The organism is Herbaspirillum sp. LeCh32-8 (assembly GCF_017814915.1).
In the GTDB taxonomy this organism is placed as follows: domain Bacteria; phylum Pseudomonadota; class Gammaproteobacteria; order Burkholderiales; family Burkholderiaceae_D; genus Herbaspirillum.
On sequence record NZ_JAGIPZ010000002.1, the window covers coordinates 550,178 to 572,872 of the forward strand.

Below are 22,695 nucleotides of genomic sequence, written 5' to 3' on the forward strand. Positions count from 1 at the left end.
TTATGCCCGCCTTGTGCGGGCTTTTTTATTGGGGAGACGATGTCGGAACCAACAACGGGGGCATATGCCGTGGCAGTGGGCACGGTGACGATCACCGGATCATTTCTGGGGCTGCAGTACGACCTGCTGCTGGTCGGCCTGGCCGGCGGCCTCGTGGTGCAGTCGCTGATGCGTCAGGTGTCAGTGGTGCGCATGCTGGTGTCGATCATCACCAGCGCGCTGGCGGCCGGATATATCGGCCCGGTGCTGGCGGCGGCCATCCCGGAATACGTGGCCTGGGCGGCCAAGATTCCGGACCAGATCCGCTGGTGCAGCGCATTCGTGTGCGGCATTGGCGCGCAGACGGTGGTGCAGCTGGCGCTTCGCCAGCTGTGCACACGATTCGGAGGGGGGGAACCAGGACCGGAGGCTTCCCAATGACCGCGCTCATCGCAATCACGGCCCAGTACATCGAGGCCAACTCGCTGTTGTTCATCAACCTGCTGGCCAGCATGCTCCTGCTAGCGCACGGCCTCTTCCAGATCAACAAGATGGACAAGAGCAGCAACCATGCCGTGCGGGTGTTCTGCTACATTGAAGTAGCTTCGCTGGCACCCCCGCGCCATTCGGAAATGCCGATCCAGTTGGGGCGTGAACAGCCACTGAGTCCCATCTCCCCCGATGAGGCTTGGGGGCTTTTTTCTGGGGTTGGGCGTTCGTGGAGGTGGTAGGGCGGAAGGGATGGGGCGTGGCGATGGATCGCCACGCCTTACCTCAGGTCACGATGATCAGAACGAACAAGAGCAAATACCAGAGGCATTTGGCCGCATCGACTTTCACATCCACCTTAACACTCACTTTCGCCATGATTTTGGTCCGGAGAAAGCTCGTGCCGGCACGAGCAGTTAGCTCGTAATTTGTTTAAGGCGCCTTGACCAGGCGCCTGCCGTAACGCTACCTAGGATTGCATTACGACTGTCAGCCAATACAACGCAGGGGTGTCCCTTGGCTGATCGGCTCATCGGGGTCGGAACGTGCAAAAGCCACCTTCATGAACGCGTGGCGGAAAAGCGCTCACCACGCAGGGGGATGACCCTTGGCAATTTGCAGGAACTGTCGCGTCGAATCACCTTCTGCCACCTGGCGAGGGGGCAGGCACCCTCTGCCTGAAGGTGCGTTCGTAGTATATATCGGCGTGCCTGACGTGATGCTATCTGATGCCAATTTGTTGAGTGATCTGCAACGCTGGCAGCTGCAATCAATTGCAGCTGCAGCAGCCAGCGCAATTACAGGCTTTGCGGCCAGTTTGCAATCAGCCAGCGTTCGGCATCGTCTTCGGTGTGCACATACCCGGGAAGATGTGCGTAGATCATGCGGCGTACCTTTTCAGCCGCCTCGACCGAGCCGGGATGATGCTTATCGCGGAAATTCAGACTGAAGGAAAAAATAGCCCAGTGATTTGGGAATAGAACGGTTGAGTTAGCACTTTTATTACTCCTATAGCAATAGTTGTCAAAGGAGTGAGGACGTCAAGGGCCTGAAACAATTTAAATGCGTTGACGTGCAGCCGGCAAAAAGCGAAACTCAAAGCTCTCACACAGTGGTCTTCGTTCAATGTCGACTGCTCATTCCGGCGGGTTCGCCCGCCGGAATACCTCACTATCTCTTCTGAATATCCCCGCTGTTTTATCTACATGCGGTATCAATTCATCAAGATGGGTCTAATCCTAGTATTGGCATCCTGATGTTGCAACCGCTATTTCTCGAATTTTTCGTTGGCCGCCGCTTGACTTTCGGGAAGCCCTGAAGGGAAGGGCAATTGCGCGCCGTTAATTATTTTCGTGAATTCACACACCTGGCCGCAAAATCGCTTGGGGCGCGGGTTCTTCCATTCGCAGCCATTTTATTTGAGCAAAAAAAGAGCCCGCAAATGCGGGCTTGAGATGACACGATTAGTTACGCATGGGCGTGTTCATCGGTACGTTCTTTCTCGTCGTGATCCAATTGGCGGAGTGCTGCACGTACGAGGAAGCCGCTGCGCGTCTCATGGCGATCATCTACGTGACTATCAATTTTGCTTAGGACAAACCGCGGCAGGCTTACATTGATTCGCTCCGGCGTCTTGTCAATTCGCTTGTCATCGATTTCAACGAAGACATAGCGATCATTGGGGAATTCTTCTTGAACCTCATCAAGGGATAGGGGATCCACATTGACTTCGCTACCAGTTTCCAGGCTGGTTTCAATATGCGCTTCGATGGCTTCGCGAGCGTTCTTTACCGCCTCTTCAATTGTATCGCCCCACGAAAAACAGCCCTTGATACTCGGCACGGTTACGCCGTAGGTGCTTCCCTCATCCTTTTGGATTACCAGCAGGATTTCCATAACTAGCTCACTTTCTCGACTTCTCGATTCTCGAATTTAAGATTTTTAGATAAAGAGTATGTAGATTTAACGAATAAGATTTTTGAGTTTTCAGCGTTCGAATCGTAAGTTTGCGATCTGGTGGCGAAATACAGTCGGACTCATTTGAGTCCGGCTGCTTTCAAGATGCTGTTTGCTGTTCCGATCGGTAGGTCTTTCTTAGGGTGAGGCACCGTTAGTACGAACCCATGATCAGGGTGCTTAAATTGATGATGGCTGCCTTTCACTCTTACCGACCGCCAGCCCGCATCTTCCAGCATCTGTATAACGCTTTTTGAATTCATATTCTCGTCTCCAGATGTCTGTGTGTAATTATACACACGATGCTGCTGATTGCAATGATTTGTGTATTCGTGTGTATGTTTCTGTTCGTGATTTGGGTTGCGCGAAAAATTGGTGGCGATATACTGTATAAATATACAGTATAAAAGATGTCATCATGGTAAGCCTAACTTATCCAGTCGTACCTTCCGCGCACATCGCCAGCCGTCTTATTCCCGCGACTGATTTCAGCCCGGAACCGCATGCGCTGCAGATCTTCCATAAAATCCCCGCCGGCTTTCCCAGTCCAGCGGCCGACTACACGGCCGAGCCGCTCGACCTGAACCAGTATTTGGTCGACCGGGTGACCTGCACCTTCTTTTTCGAGGTAGTCGGGCGGCTACATGGTTGTCGAGGATATTCCGGAACGCACCATTTCAGTCTGGCAGGGCCTGAGCCGTATGTTGGGTGATCAGCGAGGAACGCTGATCAAGGCAAATTACGCGTACATGTACGTGTGGAAAAAGCCCTGAAGTCAGTCTTCAGGAAAGAAAAGCCGCATGTTGCGGCTTTTTTTATGCCCGACTGATACGGTCTGTATTTTTATTGGGGCGTTGAGCCTGATGACTGTCCCATGGACGGCCGATGTGCATCCGAGGGGAGGCAACAGGATGGATTGGCAGGCCCGCACGAAGCTGATCACAGCTTCGTGCAAAGCTTTGATCAGCGGCTGAAGGCGACGATGTTGCCGACGCCGATTTTGCCGGACTTGAAAAGCTGGTGAATTTCGTCCGGGCCGCTCACTTCACCGATGTGAGAGGTTGGGATTCCGGTACGGCCGAACAACACAAATTCGTCGAATCCCTTTGCTCGCAGCATCGACATGCATTCGTCAATGCGCTCCATATCGAGCGACACCTCGAACATCAGTGCGGTAGCAGAGAGGGACGAGTCGCAGAACGACTGGATGACATTGGCATCGTGTCCTTCAACATCAATCTTGACCAGGTCAAATCGGGCGCCTCGTTCGATGCCAAACTCGCTGGCCATATCGTCGACGGTCAGGCATCGGATTTCCAGGCTGCGGCTGTCCTTGAAATCTCGGGAAAAAGACTGGACCCAGTTCTGATTGCAGGTGAAGAGGGTATCCGTATGGCCGAGGTAGAAGGTCTTTACTTCGCTGACGTCGGAAACACCGATAGGCAGGATGCTGGCCTTGACGTTCGGGTATTTCTTGATCTTCTTTTCGATCTCCCGGCGGTTCTGCGCAAGCGGCTCAACGCAAAAGACCTGCCAGTTGTGCCAATGGTTGAAGGTGCCGAAGATGTCGAGGAATTCGCCATGATGAGAGCCGATGTCCAGGATGCGAAGCAGGCGCTTGTCGACCACGCGCGAAAGCGCGAAGTCCACTTCCATGTGCTCGATGATCTTCTTTGGGGGCGGGTTATTGCGGCGGTCGCGGTAGGCGAAGTACCCGCCTAGCAGGGATTTCGGAATGACGCTTTTCAGTACAGCCTTTGCCAGCAATTTCCGCTCCTGAGGTCAGTTTTGCCGAAATATTAACCCAACTTTTTATGTTTTACTTACTTTTTCACCGACTTGCACGGCACGGGGAATAAAGGCGCATAGGGCTGCGCCGCAGCCACGGGCGGTCTGGACCAAATGCAAATTTCCTTGTCCTTTTAATTGCAGCAATGGCAACGCTGTCCGCCCTCGATGCCGACCATATTTTGCCGCCGACAATACCCACGGCCGACAGCCCGAATCCCCCGCCGGAGGCGACCCTCCGCCCGAAATGAAAACAATTCCCTGATTGCCGTATGGAAATCGGAGTGCTATGCTATGGCCTCGTTTCCTGCGCCTTTTCTGCAAGCGCCCGGCAACGTCGCGACGTAATTCGCAGCTCACGAGAACAGAGGGTCTTGCACATGCAAAATAACGAGCCCGACTTAGAAGACGCCAGATATCAGGTTTCGTCCAAGCGAGAGATCATCGCGTTGCTGAGCACGCTGATGAAGGAGAACCTCGAGCTGTCCATCCGCCTGCGCGATACCGAAGAAGCGATTGCCACCTCCATCCTGCGCATGGAGGACGACGTGATGTTCGTCAAGGCGGCGCCGGATCCGACGCTGAACAAGGCGATCACCGAGAGCAGCGACGTGGTCTTCGCGGCCAATCCGCGCAACGCCCTCATCAAATTCTCCGCCAAGCACGTGCACCACACCGAGGTGGAGCATTACCTGGCGCTGAAGCTGGATATCCCCGAGCAGTTGGTGCGCATCCAGCGCCGTGAATTCTTCCGCATCGCGGTGCCGGCCAGTTCGGCCCTGCGCTGCAAGATCAGCTTCACCACGCCCGAGGGCAAGTTCAACCTGGTCTGGGTGGCGATCAGCAACATCAGCGCGGGCGGTATCGGCATCATCGACAAGAACGCCGCGCTGCCGCTGGACACCAATGTCGTCTACGACGACTGCCAGCTGGAGCTGGGCGTGGCCGCGTCGGTGCGGGTGCGCCTCAGGGTGCGCTCCAGCTTCCGCGAAGAGCCGGCTGTGGGCGATCCGCTGCACCATTTCGGTTGTGAATTCGTCGAGACCCCGCGCGCGGTGCTGGCGTCCATTCAGCGCTTCATCCTGCAGCTGGAGCGCGAGCAGAACGCCCAGAAGATCAAGGTGAAGGATCATCCTTCCCAGTAAGTGCGTCGGCGGTGACGACGATGTCGCTTGCCCGCCATTCACCATTCATTCCGACAAGAACAAGAACTGGCGATTGCGCCGCGTGCTTAGAAGTCGAATGCGCCCTGCGTATCGGCGGGTTGTTCCTTGGGCTTGGGTTTGATCGGCTTGACGGTCTTTTTCGGCGCGCCGCCATAGCCTTGCTGCGCCGGCCCGGCCGCCATCAGTTCGGCCGGATACAGGTCCAGCATGGACTCCGCCGCCTGGGGCGAGCCGGCGTTGAGCCAGTCCCGGTAGCGCGACCTCGGCACGATCACCAGGCTGCGCCGTTCATCCCCCGGTTTCTGGAAGCGCTGCATCAGCGGATGCCGGTCGGCGTTGACCGTGATCTGGGTGAAGGAAAACGAAAAGCCTCCCTCGGCTTCTTCCCACGCCCGCCACAGCCCCGCCACGCAAAACGGCGCGCCGTTGGCCATGCCGATGGCCCAGCGCTCGGCGCGGCCCGATTCGTAGTTGGGTTCGCAGAACCATTCCATCGGCAACAGGCAGGTTTGCGCACGGCGCCACGGCTGGGCGTAGCTGCGCCGTTCGGCGATCGACTCGGCGCGCGCGTTCATGGTGGAGATGCGTACACCAGGCTCCATCTTGCGCTTGGGGATCATGCCGTAGGTGCCGACGATGAGTTGCGGTGCACCGCGCTCGTCGGCGCGCACCACGGGTGCGGCGTAGTCCTGCCAGGTTTCGTCAGGCCAGTCCTGGGTGCCCGAGATGTCGGCATCGGTGAGTTCGGCGACGGTCTCTTTGGGGGTGGGTTTGTAGTTGACGCACATGCTGGGCTTCTGGCGGGAGGAGGCCCGATTTTGCCACAAAGCTCAGCCGTGACGGCGCGTACGTCCTGGCGGCGAGTGCGCCGAACGGGCGACAGGCAGGTGCGTCGGCCATGCGCGCGCATGAAAAAAGTCCGGCCGCGCTGAACGCGTCCGGACATGAAAAGCAGTGACCTGTTCGCATCAATCACTGCCGGCACTGCGGAGCGTGCGGCTGATGTCGGGCCGCACGCCCCCCCCTCAAGAACTGCGGTACTGCGAAGGATGACGACGATGCCGCGTGCAGGCGGCATCGCCTAGGCATCAGAACTTGTGACGGATACCGATGTTGAACAGGTTGTCGGCGGCGCCCACGCGGTCGGACTTGTAGTTCACCGCGTAGTTATTGGACAGGCGCGCCCAGCTGCTGTAGATGTTGGTGCGCTTGGACAGGGCGTGGCTGTAGCCCAGGGCGATCTGGGTAGCGTCGCTATGGGCGGCGAACTTGTCGTACTTGTGCATCAGTGAGCTCATGATGACGTCGTTGGGCGTCAGGTTCACGTTCAGGCCGATCAGCGCGTCGCGGGTGTCCAGCGTGCCGGTGCCCTTGTTGATCGCGTAGGCGACGAAGGGTTGCAGCAGGCCGAAGTTGTAGTTGCCGCCCAGGAGGGTGGTCTTGGCGGCGTCGGAGCCGGTGGCGTTCTTGGTGTTCTGGTGGGTCAGCACCACTGCCAGCGGACCGGCGGCGTAACCGATGGCGCCTGCCACGGTGCGGTTGGCGCTGTTGCTGCCGGCGACTTCACCGAAGCTGTAGGCGACCTGCCCGTTGATGCCGTTGGCGGCCGAGTAGCTATAGTTGACGGTGTTGTCGGTGCGGCTGCCGCCGTAGTTGAAGATGCGCGCCGAGTCGCCGGCCAGGGTATCGCCGAACGGGTCGAACACGGAGGCGTTGGAGTAGACCACGGTGTTGATGCGGCCCAGCTTGACTTCGCCGAAGGCGCCCGACAGGCTGACGTAGGACATGCGGTTGAACAGCACGCCGGCCGTCGATTGCGCGCCGTTATCGGCGTTGAAGCCGGCTTCCAGCACGAAGTTGGCCTTCAGGCCGCCGCCCAGATCTTCCGTGCCCTTGAAGCCGACGCGGCTGCCGCTCTGGTTGCCGCTGTCCATCGACAGGCGCGTGCCCGAACCGGCGTTTTCCACCTTCAGGCCCATGTCGACCACGCCATAGATGGTGACGCTGCTTTGCGCCGAAGCGGCGCCGGTGATGGATGCGAGTGCGGCGAATGCCAACAGCGATTTCTTCATTGATTACCCCTGTGAGTTGAACGTCATTGAACGTCATGTATATGCGCCGCATGCCCATCCTCCGGCGGACCGGCGATGCCCTCGCATGCGGCTTGCGCTGTCACCCGTCGCCTCGCGGCCACGGGTGCTGCCTGGTACGCCCGTCGCCTTGGCAACGGTATGCGATCACTGGTTTGGTGCGGCTGCCGGCGGCTGCTGGCGGGCCGTTCCTCCCGATGAATTTTTGTTGAGGCGATGGTAGGGAGGGCGCCGCAGCGGGGCGATAGACAGATCGGCAGTGAGTTGCCGTGCCTGTATCGGCGAGGAATCGATACAGGCAACGGATAGGCGGAAGCGTGAGAGAGGAAGGCCGTGCGCTGCGCATGTATGGCGAGGCCGGATAGGGCAATACAGATGATGTAAAGGCGCCGAAGCGTGATCCGGGCAAGCGGGAGATTCTTGCCTGCGCCAGTGGTGGCGCAACAACAATCTTATAAAACATTTATCGACACACGCTGCGCGCGCCCACGGCGACGCCAGGCCGCGCCGGCTATGCGCGGTTGCGCGTGCACAGCAAGCAGGCTAGGCTGCACCTGAAACGCGCGTACCGAAGTATCAACGCGCTCAATCTGCACACAAAAAAAAGCCGCGCCCGAAGGCGCGGCAACAGAGGGTGACTTATAAAAAAGTCGCCAGGGAACCGGTAGGGTCAGCGCGGTCGCGCCAAGGGATCGAGGGCGCGCACGATGCGCCGCGCCGCGCTGGTCAGTGCGCTACCGTCGAGCGTGGGCAGTACGGGAATGTCGAAGCGATGGCCGCCGGTCTCCAGCAGGTAGCGGCCGAACAGGATGCCGACCACGATATCGATGTCATGGTCGAACACCTGGTGTCCCGCCACGGCGCAGCTCAGGCGCAGCGTGAAGGCGGGGCCGTCGAAATCGTCGTCCGGCGCCAGCGCGATGAAGCGCCCATGCGCGTCATGCCGGCCGATCACGCAGGCCTCGCTGCCGAGATAAAGCTGCTCGACGATCTTTTGCTGCAGCACTTGCGCCATGTAGATGCGCGGGAAGCCGAACTTCAGCGGCGGCATGGATGCAGGATGCGCCGCCGGGGCATGTTGGTGCGAGCTCAGAAATGACACGCCGTTCTCCATGGACAGGTGGTCGCCGCGCGCATTCATGCATGCGGCGAGGGGCGATTGGAATTGCGGCAAGTGTAGGCAGGCCGGCTATGCTTGAAAATTACTCTATTTGCATAGTATCCATACCTTACAGGCATGGGCGCTTGCGCCCCGATCGCCATGCAGTATAGAAGTCGCGCCGGCCCGCGAATTGCGTTTTCGGCACAGGGGCGTGCCGATTGCGTCAGGCTGTTTCACTGCGCGGGAATGATGGAGGGGAGCGCCGGATCAGGCGTGCAGCCCGGCCAGGAACCGATGCAGCGTCGGCTCCATGCAGTAGGCCACGTTGAGCCGGAACCACGGCGTGGCCTGCAGGTTGTTGCGAAATACCTTGCCCGGGGCGATCAGGATGCCGGCTTGGGAGGCGCGCTTCCAGATCTCTTCCGAATCATCGATGCGTCGATGACGGGCCCACACGAACTTGCCGCCCAGCGGCCGGCAGAACAGTTCGAAATCCTCTGCCTCCAGCATGTCGCAGGCCAATTGCGAGGCGCTGGCCAAACGGTAGCGCAGGCGCTCGATGCTGCGCCGGTACTGGCCTTCGGTCAGGGCGTGATACACCAGGCGCTCATCGACCTGGCTGCCGGTAATGGACGCCACCATCTTGCGATTGCACAGCTCGCCCACCGCCTGCGCGGCGCCGGCGACGAAGCCCACGCGCGTGGCCGAGGACAGCGTCTTGGAAAAGCTGCCGATGTAGAACACCCGCGCCAGCTGATCCAGCGTCGCCAGGCGCGGCAGCGTCAGGCCCAGCATGTCGCAGTAGACGTCGTTTTCGACAATGCGAAAGTCATGTTGCTCGGCCAGCTTGAGCAGGCAATGCGCATTGGCCGGCGAGATGCTGGAGCCGGTCGGCGCATGCAGCATCGATTGCAGGAACATCATCGCCGGACGATGTTCGCGCGCCAGCGCGTCGAGCTGTTCGAGGTCGGGGCCGTCGGGTTTGCGCGGCACCGGAATCGGGCGGATGCCGTGCTGGTGCAGGTTGCTGAACAGGTTGAAATAACCCGGGTCGTCCACCAGCACATGGTCGCCGCGCTTGAGGAAGCTGCGCATGATCAGGTCGGCCGCCTGGGTGGCGCCGTTGGTCAGCAGGATCTGCTCCGGCTGCACGTGGATGCCCAGCCCCAGCAGGCGCGTCTGCAGCAGCCCGCGCAGCGGCGCATAGCCATAGGGATCGCCGTACTGCGCCAGGCTGGAGTCGGCCTTGGCGGCGAGCGACTTCATGCCGCTCTTGATCAGGTCGATGTCCAGCCAGTCGGGCGGCATGCGTCCGCTGGACGCGCCCAGCCGATCATGGCGCGAGGTGAAGTGTGTGCGCAGCTGCCACAGATGGTCAGGCTCCATCGCCGCGTCCTGGCCGGCGCTGACGTGTTGCGCGTAGACCAGCGGTTTGGAGATGAAGAAGCCGCTGCGCGGGCGCGACAGGAAATAGCCCTGCGCCACCAGGCGTTCGTAGGCCTCGGCCACGGTGTGCGCACTGATGCGGTGGTCGCGCGCGAACGCGCGTATCGAGCTAGCGCGGCTGCCGTCACGCACCACGCCGTTGTCGATCAGCAGCCGCATTTGTCCGACGATCTGTTCTACCAACGAGAGCCCTGAACTCCCGGAAATACTGATCAGCGCCATTGAACCCCTTTGCGTTGATATGGACCGTGCGCCCGTACAGGAGCGGGCGACGAGAATGGCTGTACTGCCGCGCCGGCAGTACAGATGATGGATGAAATCGACAGGCGCGCCGATCGAGGGCGGTGCTGCCTGGAAATGATTTGTCAGCTATTTGCAAGCTTCATGCCAATGCATGAGAAGCCTGCGCCTGCGTCGTGCGGCCCGGTGGGAAAGGGCTCAGGCGTGTTTGGATTCGCGCGGTCCGGAGGTGCTCATGACCCGGGCGAATTCCCGCAGGATGGGGCTGTCGGCGTCGCTGCGCATGACCAGTTCGACATCATGCACATCCGACAGATCGGGATGGTGGTGCAGCACCACTTCCTTGGGGCAGTTGTACTTTGAAATTTCGGTGACGATGGAATAACCCATGCCGGCGGCGACCATGCCCAGCGTGGTGACGACATCGCTGCCAATGGGCACCAGCCGCGGCGACAGGCCGGCGCGCTGGCACTGATGGATGAGGTAGTCGTGGTACACCGGCGCGCGCTCGCGCGGGAACCACACGCAGGGTTCGTCCCTCAGGTCGCGCAGGCGCGCCGGCGGTTTCTTGGCGTACTTGCTGTGCGAGGGCACGGCCAGCAGCAGCCCGGAACTGAGCACCTTGATGCCGCACAGTTCGGCATCGTTCGGGTCGCGCAGCGCGATGAAGCCGCCGTCGATGCGGCCCTCCTTGATGCGCGTCAGCTGTTGCGTCGACAGCGACGGCTCCAGCATCAGTGCGACATTGGGGAAGGCGCGCTGGAAGCGGCGCAGGCGCTGCAGGATCAACGGATGCCAGGTGTGGTTATGGGAGATGCCGATGCGCACGCTGCCTTCCAGTCCGGCGGCGGCGCGCAGCGCGCGCTCGCAGGCGGCGTCCAGTTCGGCCAGCAGTTTTTGCGTGTCGCGCTCGAACTGCTTGCCGGCCGCGGTCAGCTGCACGCCGCGCACGCTGCGTTCGAACAGCGGGGTGCCCAGATGCTCCTCCAGATCATGGATCTGGCGGCTCAGCGCCGGTTGCACGATATTGAGCTTGCGTGCGGCCTGGGCCACGCTGCCGTGTTCGGCGACGGCCAGGAAATAACGCAGGTGGCGGATTTCCATGTTCTCTCCCTATGCCTGAAAGGCATATCGTTTATACCAATATAGTAATTTTCAAGCATATGCGGCGCTGCCTACACTTTGCCACAAGCTCTGCCTGCGTTTCAATCGGCGCAGCAGCGGATCCACCGAGCAACCGAGTCGCATCCCGTATGAACCTGATCACCGAAATAGAACATTCCCGCGCGCAATTCCAGCGCATCCGGCGCGACCTGCACGCCCACCCCGAACTGGCCTTCGAGGAACGACGAAGCGCGCAGGTCGTGGCCGACCTGCTACAGCAGTGGGGCATTCCCCATCACACCGGCCTGGCCGGCACCGGCGTGGTGGGCATCATCAAGGCCGGCAACAGTTCCCGCGCCATCGGCCTGCGCGCCGACATGGACGCGCTCCCCATCCAGGAAGCCAACAGCTTCGATCACGCCTCCCGCCATCCGGGAAAAATGCACGCCTGCGGCCACGACGGCCATACCGCCATGCTGCTGGCCGCAGCGCATCATCTGCAAAACACCCGCGACTTCGACGGCACCGTCTATCTGATTTTCCAGCCGGCTGAAGAGAAGGGCGGCGGCGCCCGCCGCATGATCGAGGATGGGCTGTTCGAGCGCTTCCCGATGGAGTCGGTGTACGGCATCCACAACTGGCCGGGCATGCCGACGGGTTTCTTCGGCGTCAATTCGGGCGCCATCATGGCGTCCTCCAGCGAGTTTCGCATCATCATGCGCGGCAAGGGATCGCATGCGGCCTTGCCGCACAACGCCATCGATCCGGTCTCCGCCATCGTGCAGTTGGCACAGTCCTTGCAAACCATTTTGACGCGCAATAAGCGTCCAACCGATTCGGCCGTCATGTCAGTCACGCAGATCCACGCAGGTGAAACCAGCAACGTCATTCCCGACAGCGCCTGGCTGGGCGGCACCGTGCGCACCTTCTCGCTGGAGGTGCTGGACCTGATCGAGGGGCGCATGCGCGAGCTGGCGCAGCACACCGGCGCCGGTTTCGGTTGCGAGGCCGAGGTGGAGTTCAGCCGCAACTACCCGCCCACCATCAATCACGCCAAGGAGACCTCGGTCTGCGTCGAGGTGATGCGTGAGCTGGTCGGCACGCACAACGTCGAGGCGGATCTGGAGCCGCCGATGAGCGCGGAGGATTTTTCCTTCATGCTGCAGGCGCGGCCCGGTTGCTACGTCTTGCTGGGCAACGGCGACGGCGGCCACCGCGAGCACGGCCATGGCGCCGGACCGTGCATGCTGCATAACACCAGCTACGATTTCAACGACGACTTGCTGCCGATCGGCGCAAGTTACTGGGTGAAGCTGGCGCAAAAAATTCTGGCGAAAACCGTATAGAGCAGGACCGAAGCAAAGCAGGGCGAAATATCATGCAGGGCAGAGGGTAACCACAAGAAGCAGCATCCAACCACGCGGAACAGAAGGGCCGACAAGACCTTCCACCGCATTCATCGTGCTTTTCAAACAGGGGAAATCCATGAAGTTCGTCAAGACCGTACTGGCCGCATCCATTGGCCTGATGACCGTGTTCGCCGGCGCCGCCAATGCCGATACACTGGCCGACATCCAGAAGGCCGGCGTGGTGAAGATCGGCGTGCCGCAAGACTTCGCGCCTTACGGTTCGGTCAACGCCGACCTGCAGCTGCAGGGGCTCGACATCGAGGTCGCCAGGCTGGTGGCCAAGGGCCTGGGAGTGAAGGCGGAGCTGATTCCGGTGCCGATCTCCAGCCGCATGGCCTTCCTGCAGACGCACAAGATCGACATGATCATCTCCACGCTGGGCAAGAACGCAGAGCGTGAGCGCGTGATGGATTTCTCGCAGGGCTATGCGCCGTACAACAACAGCGTGTTCGGGATCGGCGCGATCAAGGTGGCCGGGCCGGCCGACCTGGCGGACAAGACCGTGGGCGTGGCGCGCAGCACCTTCGAGGATCTGATGCTCACCGACAGCGTGCCCAAGAGCACCGTCATCAAGCGCTATGAAGACAACAACAGCCTGATCGCCGCGTATGTCTCGGGCCAGGTGCAGATCGTCGGCACCGGCGACTTCGTGGCCTATGCGTTGGCGGAGAAGACGCCGACCAACAAGCCGCTGCTGAAGTACATCATCAACGTCTCCACCTGTTATGTGGGCATGAACAAGGGCGAGACGGCGCTGGTGGCCAAGGTCAACGATGCGTTGACCGCTTCCAAGAAGAGCGGCGAGCTCAACGGCATCGTCAAGAAGTGGCTCAACGTCCCGCTGTCCGAGAAGATCGCCACCACTTACCAGTAACACCGCAGCCTGTCCCTCCGCCGCGTCCTGCGGCGGATTTCCCATCCCGCGGGGCGTCATGCCCTCTCGTGTCGCCGAGGCGCTTGCGCGCCTGCGGCGCGAGCCTTACCGCCTCATAGGTGGGTACGTTTCTTGCTGGCAATGTGCGACGGCAAGCGCGCGATGCCAGCCTGTCGGCAGCATCGCCCGTCGCACCATGGACAAAACAAGGGGAGCATAAATGAAGGTTTTTCACAGCATGAAGATAGGCAGCCGTCTGGCGATCGGGTTCTCGGTCGTGCTGGCGCTGTCGGTCCTGATCATGGCCATCGGCGTGTGGCGCCTGCAGGTGGTGTCGGACGTGACGCATGAGATGGTTACCCAGTCGGTGCGCAAGGAGCGCCTGATCTCGGCTTGGTACGGTAACCTGCGGGCGGCCATCCTGCGCACCATCGCCATGTCGCGCAGCACCGACCCGACGCTGAACAACTTCTTCCTCAACGAGGAACTGGCCTCGACCAAGGAGAGCGCCGACCTGCAGAAGGAGCTGGTGACGCTGTTCGACACCGACGAGGAAAAGTCGCTGTATGCCCAGATCGAAGGCATGCAGAAGGACTACAAGGCGGTCTACCTGAAGATGCTGGACATGAAGTCCACCGGCGACCAGGACGGCGCCAACAGCGTGCTGATCCAGGAGTTCATGCCGCTCTCGCGCAAGTACCAGGGCGCCATGCAAAAGCTGCAGAAGGCCGAGCAGAGCGAGATCGACGATGCCTCGCACAACATCGAGCAGCTGGCCCGCCAGAGCCGCATCCTGTTGATGGCGCTGGAGGCGGCGGCGCTGGTGTTCGGCGTGCTGTGCGCCTGGCTGCTCACGCGCGGCATCGTGCGCCCGCTCAAGCAGGCCGTGGCCTTGTCGCGCCGGGTGGCGGAGGGGGACCTGAGCGCGCAGATCAAGATCGGCTCGCGCGATGAGGTGGGGCAACTGTTGAGCGCCCTGCAAGACATGAACGCCCGCCTGCGCGACATCGTCACTCGCGTGCGCCAGGGGACCGATGCCATCGCCACCGCCTCCGGGGAGATCGCCGAAGGCAACCAGGATCTGTCCGCGCGCACCGAGCAGCAGGCCGGCGCGCTGGAGGAAACCGCCTCGGCCATGGAAGAGCTGATCTCCACCGTGCGCACCAACGCCGACAATGCCCATGAGGCCAGCCGCCTGGCGGCGTCCGCCTCCGGTATCGCCAGCGAGGGCGGGGCGGTGGTCGGCCGCGTGGTGGCGACGATGGACGAGATCAACGGCTCCTCGCGCAAGATCGTCGACATCATCAGCGTGATTGACGGCATCGCCTTCCAGACCAATATCCTGGCGCTCAACGCGGCAGTGGAGGCGGCGCGCGCCGGTGAGCAGGGGCGCGGTTTTGCGGTGGTGGCCTCCGAGGTGCGCTCGCTGGCGCAGCGTTCGGCGGCGGCCGCCAAGGAGATCAAGCAGCTGATCGACGACTCGGTGCAGAAGGTCGGCGCCGGCAGCGCGCTGGTGGAGCAGGCCGGGGCGACCATGAGCCGGGTGGTGGAAAGCGTGCAGCACGTGAACGCCATCGTCAACGAAATCAGCGTGGCCAGCGCCGAGCAGACCGAGGGGATTCAGCAGGTCAACGACGCCATCTCGCAGCTGGACGACGTGACCCAGCAGAACGCGGCCCTGGTGGAGCAGGCGGCGGCGGCCGCCGCCTCCATGCGCGGCCAGGCCGGCAACCTGACGCAGCTGGTCAGCGTCTTCAATGTCGACGGCAAATCCGGCGGCGAGCTGGTGCTGGAGGCGCAAGAGAAACCCGCGCGACGGCTGCCGCTGTTCTCGCGCAAGCGTGCGCTGCTTCAGGCCTGAGGATCGGTCGCGCCGCAGGCGCTGGACCGATCACGCCTGCGATCGGTGGTGCGCGCTGTTTCGACGGCGCGTACCGGGCAAAAAAAACGGCGGACCATGTCCGCCGTTTTTCATGCGCGCCCGATTCGCATCAGGCGGGCCTCACTGCATCACTGGAAGGTGGTCGCCATCTTTTGCGGCAGCGGCACGTTGAGCCATTTCTTGACGATGCCGTTGATCTCGCCGCTCTTCTTGGCGGCAGTGATCACTTCGTTGACCTTGGCCAGCAGGGCCGGTTCGCCCTTGTTCAGGCCGACGCTGCAGCTCGACTCGTTGATGATGTACTTCAGCACCGGCTTGTTGTCCGGCGCCTTTTCACCCAGCGCGTAGGCGACGAAGTCACCGGTGCCCACCAGTTGCACCTGGCCCGAGACATAGGCCGAGATCATGGCGTTGTTGTCTTCATAGCGCTTGATGGTGGTGCTCTTGGGCGCGGTGTCGGTCAGCTGGATGTCCTGGAAGGTGCCGCGGGCCACGCCCACGGTCTTGCCGGCCAGGTCGGCGGCATTGGCGACCTTGACGCTGGCCACGCCGAACACGCTGTTGTTGTACGGCGCGTAGGCTTGCGAGAAGTCGATCACCTTTTCGCGCTCGGCGTTCTTGCCCAGGGTGGAGATCACCAGGTCGGCCTTGTGCGTCTGCAGGTAGGCGATGCGGTTGGCGCTGGCCACCGGCACCAGTTGCACCTTCACGCCCATCTTCTGCGCGATCAGCTTGGCCACGTCGATATCCAGGCCTTGCAGTTGCAGGTCGGCGTTGACCGAACCGAACGGCGCAAAGTCTTGCGGCACGGCGATCTTCAGCACGCCCGACTTCTGGATGTCGGCCAGCGCGTCGGCGTGGGCATTGATGGCGATCATGGACAGCAGGCCGAAGGAAGCGGCGAGCACAGGTTTTGCAAACTTCATAATTTCCCCTTGAAAGTGGAAGCCCATGTCATGGTCGGTGGACTTCCGGTTTCCTGATGTTGCGACGCCGGCCGGTGGCCGGTGTCGCCCATTCGTGCAGATCGCGACAGGGATGCGTCCTGTCCGACCGCGCCGCGGTATCGGCTGGCTTGCATGCCGCCGCGGGTGGTGCGGCGTCTGGCGCGCCGCCTGTGAGAGATGGGTCTCTTCTGTCAGCGTGCGATCGATCGTCCCAGCCTTACCACGGTGACGCCCGGCCCGATATGCCGCAAGGAGGGCATGACCAGGGTGCAGTCGTCATAGGGTGTGGTGATCGCGCGCCCATTTTCATTTGCAATGACCGTGCCAGCCTTGGCGATGACTTCCATGCCGCGATAGTCGTCGGCAAATTCCAGCGCCATGCCTTGCGCCACCACCGGCTCGGTGACGCCGATGAAGCGTTGCGCCGGCAGCTCGCCGGGTTGTAGCAGCGCGGCGACGTCGGCCTCTTCGACCACGCCGGCGGCCAGCAGGAAGCGCGCCGCCACGTCTTGCGCCACGCGTTCGCTGGCGGCCGAGAAGTGCTGGCCGCACTCCACCAGCAGCGCATTCTTTGCGCTGGCCGGGTCGCCGAAGCCGGCGTAGTCGCGCATGCGCACGCCGTTGGGATGCCCCTTGTCGACCACCACGTGTTGCGGCGTGCCCAGGCGCGCGGCGAACTCCATGCCCTTGTCCAGCGGGCCGCTGACGATCAGCGGCGGCGCTGCTTCGTGCATCGAGTGCAGGTCCAGCATGAAGTCCACCGTATCGATGACGGGACGCAGTTCGCGCGCGCGGCGCAGCTCGCTGGAGTCCTCGTCACCATCCAGTCGCGCGGCGGTCCAGACGCGGTTCATGTCTTCGTCGATGTAGCGCGAGGCATCGGCGTCCTGGGGGTTGAAACGGGCGTAGGCGGTGACGTTGCCGAAGCCCAGCGTGACGCGGCCCTTGATCGGATGCAGGCCTTGTTTGAGCAGGCGGTCGACGGCGATGGCGCCGCTGACTTCATTGCCGTGCATCAGCGCCAGGATCATCACGTGCGGGCCGTCGATGTGGCTGTCGAAGGTGTGGACGAAGTCGACGCCGGTATTGCCGAAGCGCCAGCGGTCGATGTCGGGGAATTGCACTTCTACGGGGTATTGCGGCAGCGCCGCGCGGATCTGCTCCAGGGTCTTCATGCATGCTTTCGTTGTGACGATCGCCAACGAGTATAGGCAGGGCGTCATGCGATCCCGTGCCGTTTCGGCACAGGCCTGTGCCGTTTGCTTTCAGCATGCCCGCGATGTGGGCACGCGCGGCGACGGCGCGCGAACTTGGGGCGTGTTCTCACCAAGAGCGTGCCTGCTCGCAATGGGATCCCGCGGAGTGGGAATGTGTGTGGGATACGTGTGCGATGCGTGTGCGATTTGCGTGGAAGCCGATGAAGATTGCGGCGTTCAGTTGTCGCCGGCGGCTGCCTCGGCGTAGTCCCAGATCGCGTTGACCAGTGCATTCGTGCTGCCGCGCACGCGATACAGCGAGACATCGAACCGGATGCGCAGGTTCTGTTCGCCGGCCACCAGCAGGCGACCCTCGGCCAGGTCCTTGTGCACCAGCCGCTGCGGCAGCCAGGCCACGCCGGTGCCGCGCACCGCCATCTCCTGTATCGCCTCGTAGGAGTCGGCCTGGTAGACCATCTTCAGCGCCGGCTTGTGCTCCAGCTCGGCCAGGTGCTTGGCCAGCACGCCGCGCAGCGTCAGCGTCTGCGAGAAGGCCAGCCAGGGCGTGACGCCGACGCGCGCGCCGGAGCCGGTCTCCAGCCGGTACAGCGGCTTGCCGCGCTTGTCGGGGGCCGACACCGGCAGCAGCAGTTCATGCGCGATGGTCTGCGACTCATAACGCTGGTGGTCGATCAGCATGCGCGTGGCGGGGCTGGAGTAGATCAGCAGGATGTCGGCCTCGCCGGCGGCCAGTTTCATGATCACGTCCTGCGCGCCGCCGGTGGTGACCGAGACGGGGAAGCTGCCGCAATGCTGCTTCACGCCTTCGTACCAGTCGGGGAAGAAGGTCTGCGACAGCGTGCGGCCGGTGGCCAGGCGCAGTACGTTTTCGCTCTCGGCCGGCGCTTCTTGCAATTGCGCGCGCGCTGCGTAGAGCACGTCGACCGAGTTGTGCGCGGCGTCCAGGAACAGCTTGCCGGCGCGCGTGAGCGTCACCGGCTGCGAGCGCGTGACCAGCTCCGCGCCCACCCATTGCTCCAGCGCCTTGATGCGGCGGCCGAAGGCGGGGTGAGTGACGAAACGGTTTTCAGCCGCGCGCGAAAAGCTGCGCGTACGCGCCAGTTCGATGAAATCTTCCAGCCAGACGAGATGCACTTGCGGTTCCTTTGCCTGATGCGCGCAGGCGCGCGCGGGTGAGTCGGTGCCGAAGGAGCAAGACCTGTTCCAAAGCACGGACCGTCCTGCATTGGAGCGCGATTGTAGCGCCAAACGGCGGTCACGCCGGGCAGGCCGGGCCGCGCGGGCTGGCGCACGCCTCGGACGGGCAAAGAAAAAGGGCCACGGATTGCTCCGTGGCCCGCAGTGAAATGCACCGGCTGGGCGCTTCGCGCGCTTCTGCGGCCGTTGTTCAGGCGGCCGGCCCGTGCTGCAGGGAGGTGGTCAGTCTCAGAACGCCGGGACGATGGCGCCCTGGTACTTCTCTTCGATGAACTTCTTCACGTCAGGCGAATTCAGCGCGGCGGCCAGCTTCTTGATGGCGGCGCTGTCCTTGTTGTCTTCGCGCGCCACCAGCAGGTTGGCATAGGGCGAATTCGCGTCTTCGATGAACAGCGAGTCCTTGACCGGGTTCAGCTTGGCTTCCAGCGCGTAGTTGGTGTTGATCAAGGCAACGTCGACCTGGTTCAGCACGCGCGGCAGGGTGGCCGCTTCCAGGGCGCGGAACTTCAGCTTCTTCGGGTTCTCGGTGATGTCCTTCTGGGTGGCCGAGATGCTGGCGCTGTCCTTCAGCTTGATCAGGCCGTTGCGGGCCAGCAGCAGCAGGGCGCGGCCGGAGTTGGACGGATCGTTGGGGATCGCGATGGTAGCGCCGTTGGGGATGTCGGCGATCTTCTTGTACTTCTGCGAATAGGCGGCGAAGGGCTCGACGTGGACCTTGGTCACGGACACTTCAACGTCGTTCTTGTGGGCCTTCTTGAACTGGTCGATGTACGGCTGGTGGGCAAAGAAGTTACCGTCAACCTGCTTCTCGTTGGTCTGCGCGGCCGGCTGCACGTAGTCGGTGAAGACCTTGATCTGCAGGTCGATGCCTTCCTTGGCCAGGGCCGGCTTGATGTGTTCCAGGATTTCGGCGTGCGGCACCGGGGTGGCGGCGATCACCAGCTTGTCGGCAGCGTGCGCACCGATGGAAAACGCCAGTGCGGCGCCGGCGAGCAGGGGGGAGATCAGTTTGCGGGACATGTGTTTGCTCCAGTCTTGTTGTGGGATTGAACGTCTGTTTTCGTTGAAAAATTACTTGCGGGTAAAGCGCAGCACCAGGCGGTCGCCGAAGTACTGCAGCAGCTGCACCAGCACCACCAGGATGGCCACGGTCACCACCATCACCTCGGTCTGGAAGCGCTGGTAGCCGTAGCGGATGGCCAGGTCGCCCAGGCCGCCGCCGCCGATCACGCCCGACATGGCGGCGTACGACATCAGCGTGATGGCGGTGATGGTCACCGCGGCCAAGAGCCCGGGCAGGGCTTCCGGCAGCAGCGCGCCGAAGATGATCTGGCGCCGGCGCGCGCCCATGGCGGTACAGGCCTCGATCACGCCGCGGTCGATTTCGCGCAGCACGCTTTCGGTCAGGCGGGCGAAGAACGGCGCGGTGCCGATGACCAGCGGCGGGATCGCGCCGGTCACACCCAGCGAGGTGCCGACCAGCCACAGCGTGAACGGGATCAGCACGATCAGCAGGATCAGGAAGGGCACCGAGCGCAGCACGTTCACCAGTAGCGACAGCACCAGATAGAGGCCGCGCTGCTCCAGCAGCTGGCGGCGGTTGGTCAGGAACAGCAGGATGCCCAGCGGCAGCCCCAGCAGGATGGTGAAGAACAGTGAGCCGCCGGTCATGGCCAGGGTTTCCAGCGTGGCGTCCCAGACTTCGCTCCAGTCGATCTGCGACAGCGAGGCTTGCAGCACGTCGATCAGTGCGCTCATGCCAGCACCTCATGTTCGATCGCGGAATCGCGCAGGCGCTCCAGCACTTGCGCCACCGCCGCCTCGCCGCCGGAAAACTCCACCAGCAATTGCCCGTAGGGCGTGTCCTTGATGCGCGAGACCGTGCCTTGCACGATGGTCGCCAGCGCTGCGGTGGAGGCGGTCAGCTGCGACAGGATGGGTTGCGCCGCCAGTTCGCCGGCGTAGGTCAGGCGCACCAGCTTGCCGTCGGCGCGGCGCTCATAGAAGCTGCCGCTCTCGTCCCAGGCATGGCTCTCGGCCAGCAGCGCGCGCGTGACCTGATGGCGCGGGCGCAGGAAGATGTCGACCACCTTGCCGTGCTCGACCACGGCGCCGGCGTCCAGCACCGCGACGCGGTCGCAGATGCTGCGGATCACATCCATCTCGTGGGTGATCAGGACGATGGTCAGGCCCAGCTTGCGGTTGATCTCCAGCAGCAGGCGCAGGATGGACTGCGTAGTTTCCGGGTCGAGCGAGGAGGTAGCCTCGTCGCACAGCAACAGGCGCGGCGTATTGGCCAGCGCACGGGCAATGCCCACGCGCTGCTTCTGGCCGCCGGACAGTTGCGACGGGTATTGGTCGCGATGCGCTTCCAGGCCGACCAGCTGCAGCAGCTCATCCACACGTTGCGCGCGTTGTTCGCGGGTGTAGCGGCCGGTGATTTTGAGCGGCCAGTCGATGTTCTGGGCGACGGTCTTGGCGTTCAACAGGTTGAAGTGCTGGAACACCATGCCGATGCGCTGACGCAGCTCCAGCAGGCCATCATGGCCGAGCTGGGTGATGTCGTTTCCGTCGATCAGAATGCGGCCGCTGTCGGGACGCTCAAGCAGGTTGAGGGTTCGGATCAGCGTGCTCTTGCCGGCGCCGGAGCGGCCGATGATGCCGAAGATTTCGCCCTGGGAGATGTCCAGGGTGATGTCTTGCAGGGCGATGATGTCGCGCTTGTTGGCTTGGTAGCTCTTGTGGAGGTGCTCGATGCGGATCACGGTTGCGGGGTGTTGATTTGATGAGTGAGTCTAACTTTTGGTTATTTGGCCGGGAAGTTCTTATTAGTTTTTTGCTTATGAGGAAAAACGATTAAGGATGGGGTAGTTGTTGTTTTGACATTGAGAGGGGATGGTTTTTTTAGGGGACGCGGCCGGTGTGGGACGGGATGTTGGGGCGGAGTGACGTTGCTGATGAGCCGGCCAATACCACCGTCATCCTGCCGAAGGCCGGGATCCAGTGCCGTTCATTGCGCTTCTTCGGCGTCGACGGTGATCCCCAGGCTGCATCAAGCTTCATCAGTCATCGTCAAGGCAGTCTCGCCATCCATTGAGTCCGTCGTCCCTGCGAAAGCAGGGATCCAGTGTCGTTTGTTGGGCTTCACCGGTGCTTGCTTGGTGCGGTGGGTAGTCTGGCCTTGCTGCATGCAGATGTACTGGCTTTGTGCTTTTCTTTCTCCGGTCCGAACGGAGCGCCGGGGGCGGCCCGGCAGCCGCTCACTTTTCTTGCTCCGCCAAGAAAAGTAAGCAAAAGAAGGCGGCCCCTAAGTGCCAGCCCCTTTCGGGGTACCCGTCGGAGCGAGCTGAAAAATGGGCAAGGCAAAGTCGCTGCGCTCCGCTTGCCTTGCTGATCCATTTTTCACCACGCTCCGCCGGCTGGCCCACAAGGGGAAATGCCATCCGCCTCGCCTTCGGCATCGGGATTGGAGCTCGCCTGCGGCTTCGATATGTTGGCTCGCTATCTTCTGTAATCCGTCGTCCCTGCGAAAGCAGGGACCCAGCGTCGTTCGTCGCGCGTCACCGAAGGGCGCTCAGGAGGCCGACCGCCGCACTCCCACGTCTGGCCATAGACCCGCTATCTCAATTAACCCGTCATCCCGGCGAAGGCCGGGATCCAGCGTCGTTCGTCGCACGTAACCGAGGAGCGATCAGGGTGTCGACCTTCGCATCCCGCGCGTCGAAGCACAGACTCCCCAACTTAGTTAACCCGTCGTCCCTGCGAAAGCAGGGACCTAGTGTCATTTTTCACGCATCAAGGAAAAGCGA

General features: G+C 62.0%; 20 protein-coding genes. 6 read left to right on the forward strand and 14 right to left on the reverse strand.

The features are described 5' to 3' along the window. Positions 1 to 39: 39 nt before the first annotated feature. A complete protein-coding gene (locus tag J8I26_RS07540) occupies positions 40 to 420 on the forward strand; it encodes a restriction endonuclease (RefSeq protein WP_209605703.1) in 381 nt (126 codons plus the stop codon). After that, positions 417 to 710: a hypothetical protein gene (locus J8I26_RS07545; RefSeq protein ID WP_209605705.1), complete on the forward strand. Its 294-nt coding sequence runs from the start codon at positions 417 to 419 to the stop codon at positions 708 to 710. The genes J8I26_RS07540 and J8I26_RS07545 overlap by 4 nt, the downstream gene beginning before the upstream one ends. A 1,225-nt stretch (positions 711 to 1,935) precedes the next feature. Here the strand turns inward: J8I26_RS07545 and J8I26_RS07550 are convergent. The 3 genes from J8I26_RS07550 to J8I26_RS07560 form a co-directional block, all read right to left on the reverse strand. After that, positions 1,936 to 2,364 (reverse strand): type II toxin-antitoxin system HicB family antitoxin, encoded by a 429-nt coding sequence (locus J8I26_RS07550; RefSeq protein ID WP_209605707.1) that lies wholly within the window; start codon positions 2,362 to 2,364, stop codon positions 1,936 to 1,938. A 140-nt stretch (positions 2,365 to 2,504) separates the two neighbouring features. Continuing rightward, on the reverse strand, positions 2,505 to 2,687 hold the full coding sequence (locus J8I26_RS07555) for a type II toxin-antitoxin system HicA family toxin (protein ID WP_209605709.1): 183 nt from the start codon (positions 2,685 to 2,687) through the stop codon (positions 2,505 to 2,507). A gap of 700 nt (positions 2,688 to 3,387) precedes the next feature. Then, entirely contained in the window at positions 3,388 to 4,191 is an 804-nt protein-coding gene (locus tag J8I26_RS07560; protein ID WP_209605711.1) for an FkbM family methyltransferase, read from the reverse strand. A 401-nt stretch (positions 4,192 to 4,592) separates the two neighbouring features. On the opposite strand from J8I26_RS07560, the gene J8I26_RS07565 reads away from it, so the two are divergent. After that, positions 4,593 to 5,357: a flagellar brake protein gene (locus tag J8I26_RS07565; RefSeq protein WP_209605712.1), complete on the forward strand. Its 765-nt coding sequence runs from the start codon at positions 4,593 to 4,595 to the stop codon at positions 5,355 to 5,357. Positions 5,358 to 5,443: 86 nt separating this feature from the next. On the opposite strand, the gene J8I26_RS07570 is transcribed toward J8I26_RS07565, so the two are convergent. The 5 genes from J8I26_RS07570 to J8I26_RS07590 form a co-directional block, all read right to left on the reverse strand. Next, positions 5,444 to 6,166: an SOS response-associated peptidase family protein gene (locus tag J8I26_RS07570; RefSeq protein ID WP_209605715.1), complete on the reverse strand. Its 723-nt coding sequence runs from the start codon at positions 6,164 to 6,166 to the stop codon at positions 5,444 to 5,446. Positions 6,167 to 6,466: 300 nt separating this feature from the next. Next, positions 6,467 to 7,450 (reverse strand): porin, encoded by a 984-nt coding sequence (locus J8I26_RS07575; protein ID WP_209605717.1) that lies wholly within the window; start codon positions 7,448 to 7,450, stop codon positions 6,467 to 6,469. A 688-nt stretch (positions 7,451 to 8,138) separates the two neighbouring features. Then, a complete protein-coding gene (locus J8I26_RS07580) occupies positions 8,139 to 8,570 on the reverse strand; it encodes a hypothetical protein (RefSeq protein ID WP_209605719.1) in 432 nt (143 codons plus the stop codon). A gap of 267 nt (positions 8,571 to 8,837) precedes the next feature. Then, on the reverse strand, positions 8,838 to 10,175 hold the full coding sequence (locus J8I26_RS07585) for a PLP-dependent aminotransferase family protein (protein WP_245200181.1): 1,338 nt from the start codon (positions 10,173 to 10,175) through the stop codon (positions 8,838 to 8,840). Positions 10,176 to 10,454: 279 nt separating this feature from the next. Further along, positions 10,455 to 11,360 (reverse strand): LysR family transcriptional regulator, encoded by a 906-nt coding sequence (locus J8I26_RS07590; protein ID WP_209605724.1) that lies wholly within the window; start codon positions 11,358 to 11,360, stop codon positions 10,455 to 10,457. 149 nt (positions 11,361 to 11,509) lie between these two features. Here J8I26_RS07590 and J8I26_RS07595 point away from each other — a divergent pair, with 149 nt between their 5' ends. The 3 genes from J8I26_RS07595 (at position 11,510) to J8I26_RS07605 (ending at position 15,504) form a co-directional block, all read left to right on the forward strand. Next, positions 11,510 to 12,706, forward strand: a complete 1,197-nt coding sequence (locus J8I26_RS07595) for a M20 aminoacylase family protein (protein ID WP_209605726.1) — start codon at positions 11,510 to 11,512, stop codon at positions 12,704 to 12,706. A gap of 139 nt (positions 12,707 to 12,845) precedes the next feature. Further along, complete coding sequence (locus J8I26_RS07600) at positions 12,846 to 13,643, forward strand: transporter substrate-binding domain-containing protein (protein ID WP_209605728.1); 798 nt, start codon at positions 12,846 to 12,848, stop codon at positions 13,641 to 13,643. Positions 13,644 to 13,863: 220 nt separating this feature from the next. Continuing rightward, the gene (locus J8I26_RS07605; protein ID WP_209605730.1) at positions 13,864 to 15,504 is read left to right on the forward strand and encodes a methyl-accepting chemotaxis protein; all 1,641 of its coding nucleotides are present in this window, start codon (positions 13,864 to 13,866) and stop codon (positions 15,502 to 15,504) included. A 149-nt stretch (positions 15,505 to 15,653) separates the two neighbouring features. On the opposite strand, the gene J8I26_RS07610 is transcribed toward J8I26_RS07605, so the two are convergent. The 6 genes from J8I26_RS07610 to J8I26_RS07635 all read right to left on the reverse strand — a co-directional run bounded on the left by J8I26_RS07610 (position 15,654) and on the right by J8I26_RS07635 (position 21,651). After that, positions 15,654 to 16,451, reverse strand: a complete 798-nt coding sequence (locus tag J8I26_RS07610; protein ID WP_209605732.1) for a transporter substrate-binding domain-containing protein — start codon at positions 16,449 to 16,451, stop codon at positions 15,654 to 15,656. A gap of 212 nt (positions 16,452 to 16,663) precedes the next feature. Further along, positions 16,664 to 17,647, reverse strand: a complete 984-nt coding sequence (locus J8I26_RS07615) for a M14 family metallopeptidase (RefSeq protein WP_209605734.1) — start codon at positions 17,645 to 17,647, stop codon at positions 16,664 to 16,666. Positions 17,648 to 17,905: 258 nt separating this feature from the next. Beyond that, positions 17,906 to 18,823 carry a LysR substrate-binding domain-containing protein gene (locus J8I26_RS07620; RefSeq protein ID WP_209605736.1) on the reverse strand — a complete coding sequence of 306 codons (918 nt, stop codon included), beginning with the start codon at positions 18,821 to 18,823 and terminating at the stop codon, positions 17,906 to 17,908. Positions 18,824 to 19,114: 291 nt separating this feature from the next. Continuing rightward, on the reverse strand, positions 19,115 to 19,906 hold the full coding sequence (locus J8I26_RS07625) for a MetQ/NlpA family ABC transporter substrate-binding protein (RefSeq protein WP_209605737.1): 792 nt from the start codon (positions 19,904 to 19,906) through the stop codon (positions 19,115 to 19,117). A gap of 51 nt (positions 19,907 to 19,957) precedes the next feature. Continuing rightward, positions 19,958 to 20,644 (reverse strand): methionine ABC transporter permease, encoded by a 687-nt coding sequence (locus tag J8I26_RS07630; RefSeq protein ID WP_209605739.1) that lies wholly within the window; start codon positions 20,642 to 20,644, stop codon positions 19,958 to 19,960. Beyond that, the gene (locus J8I26_RS07635; protein ID WP_209605741.1) at positions 20,641 to 21,651 is read right to left on the reverse strand and encodes an ATP-binding cassette domain-containing protein; all 1,011 of its coding nucleotides are present in this window, start codon (positions 21,649 to 21,651) and stop codon (positions 20,641 to 20,643) included. Before J8I26_RS07635 ends, J8I26_RS07630 begins: the two co-directional genes overlap by 4 nt. Positions 21,652 to 22,695 lie beyond the last annotated feature (1,044 nt).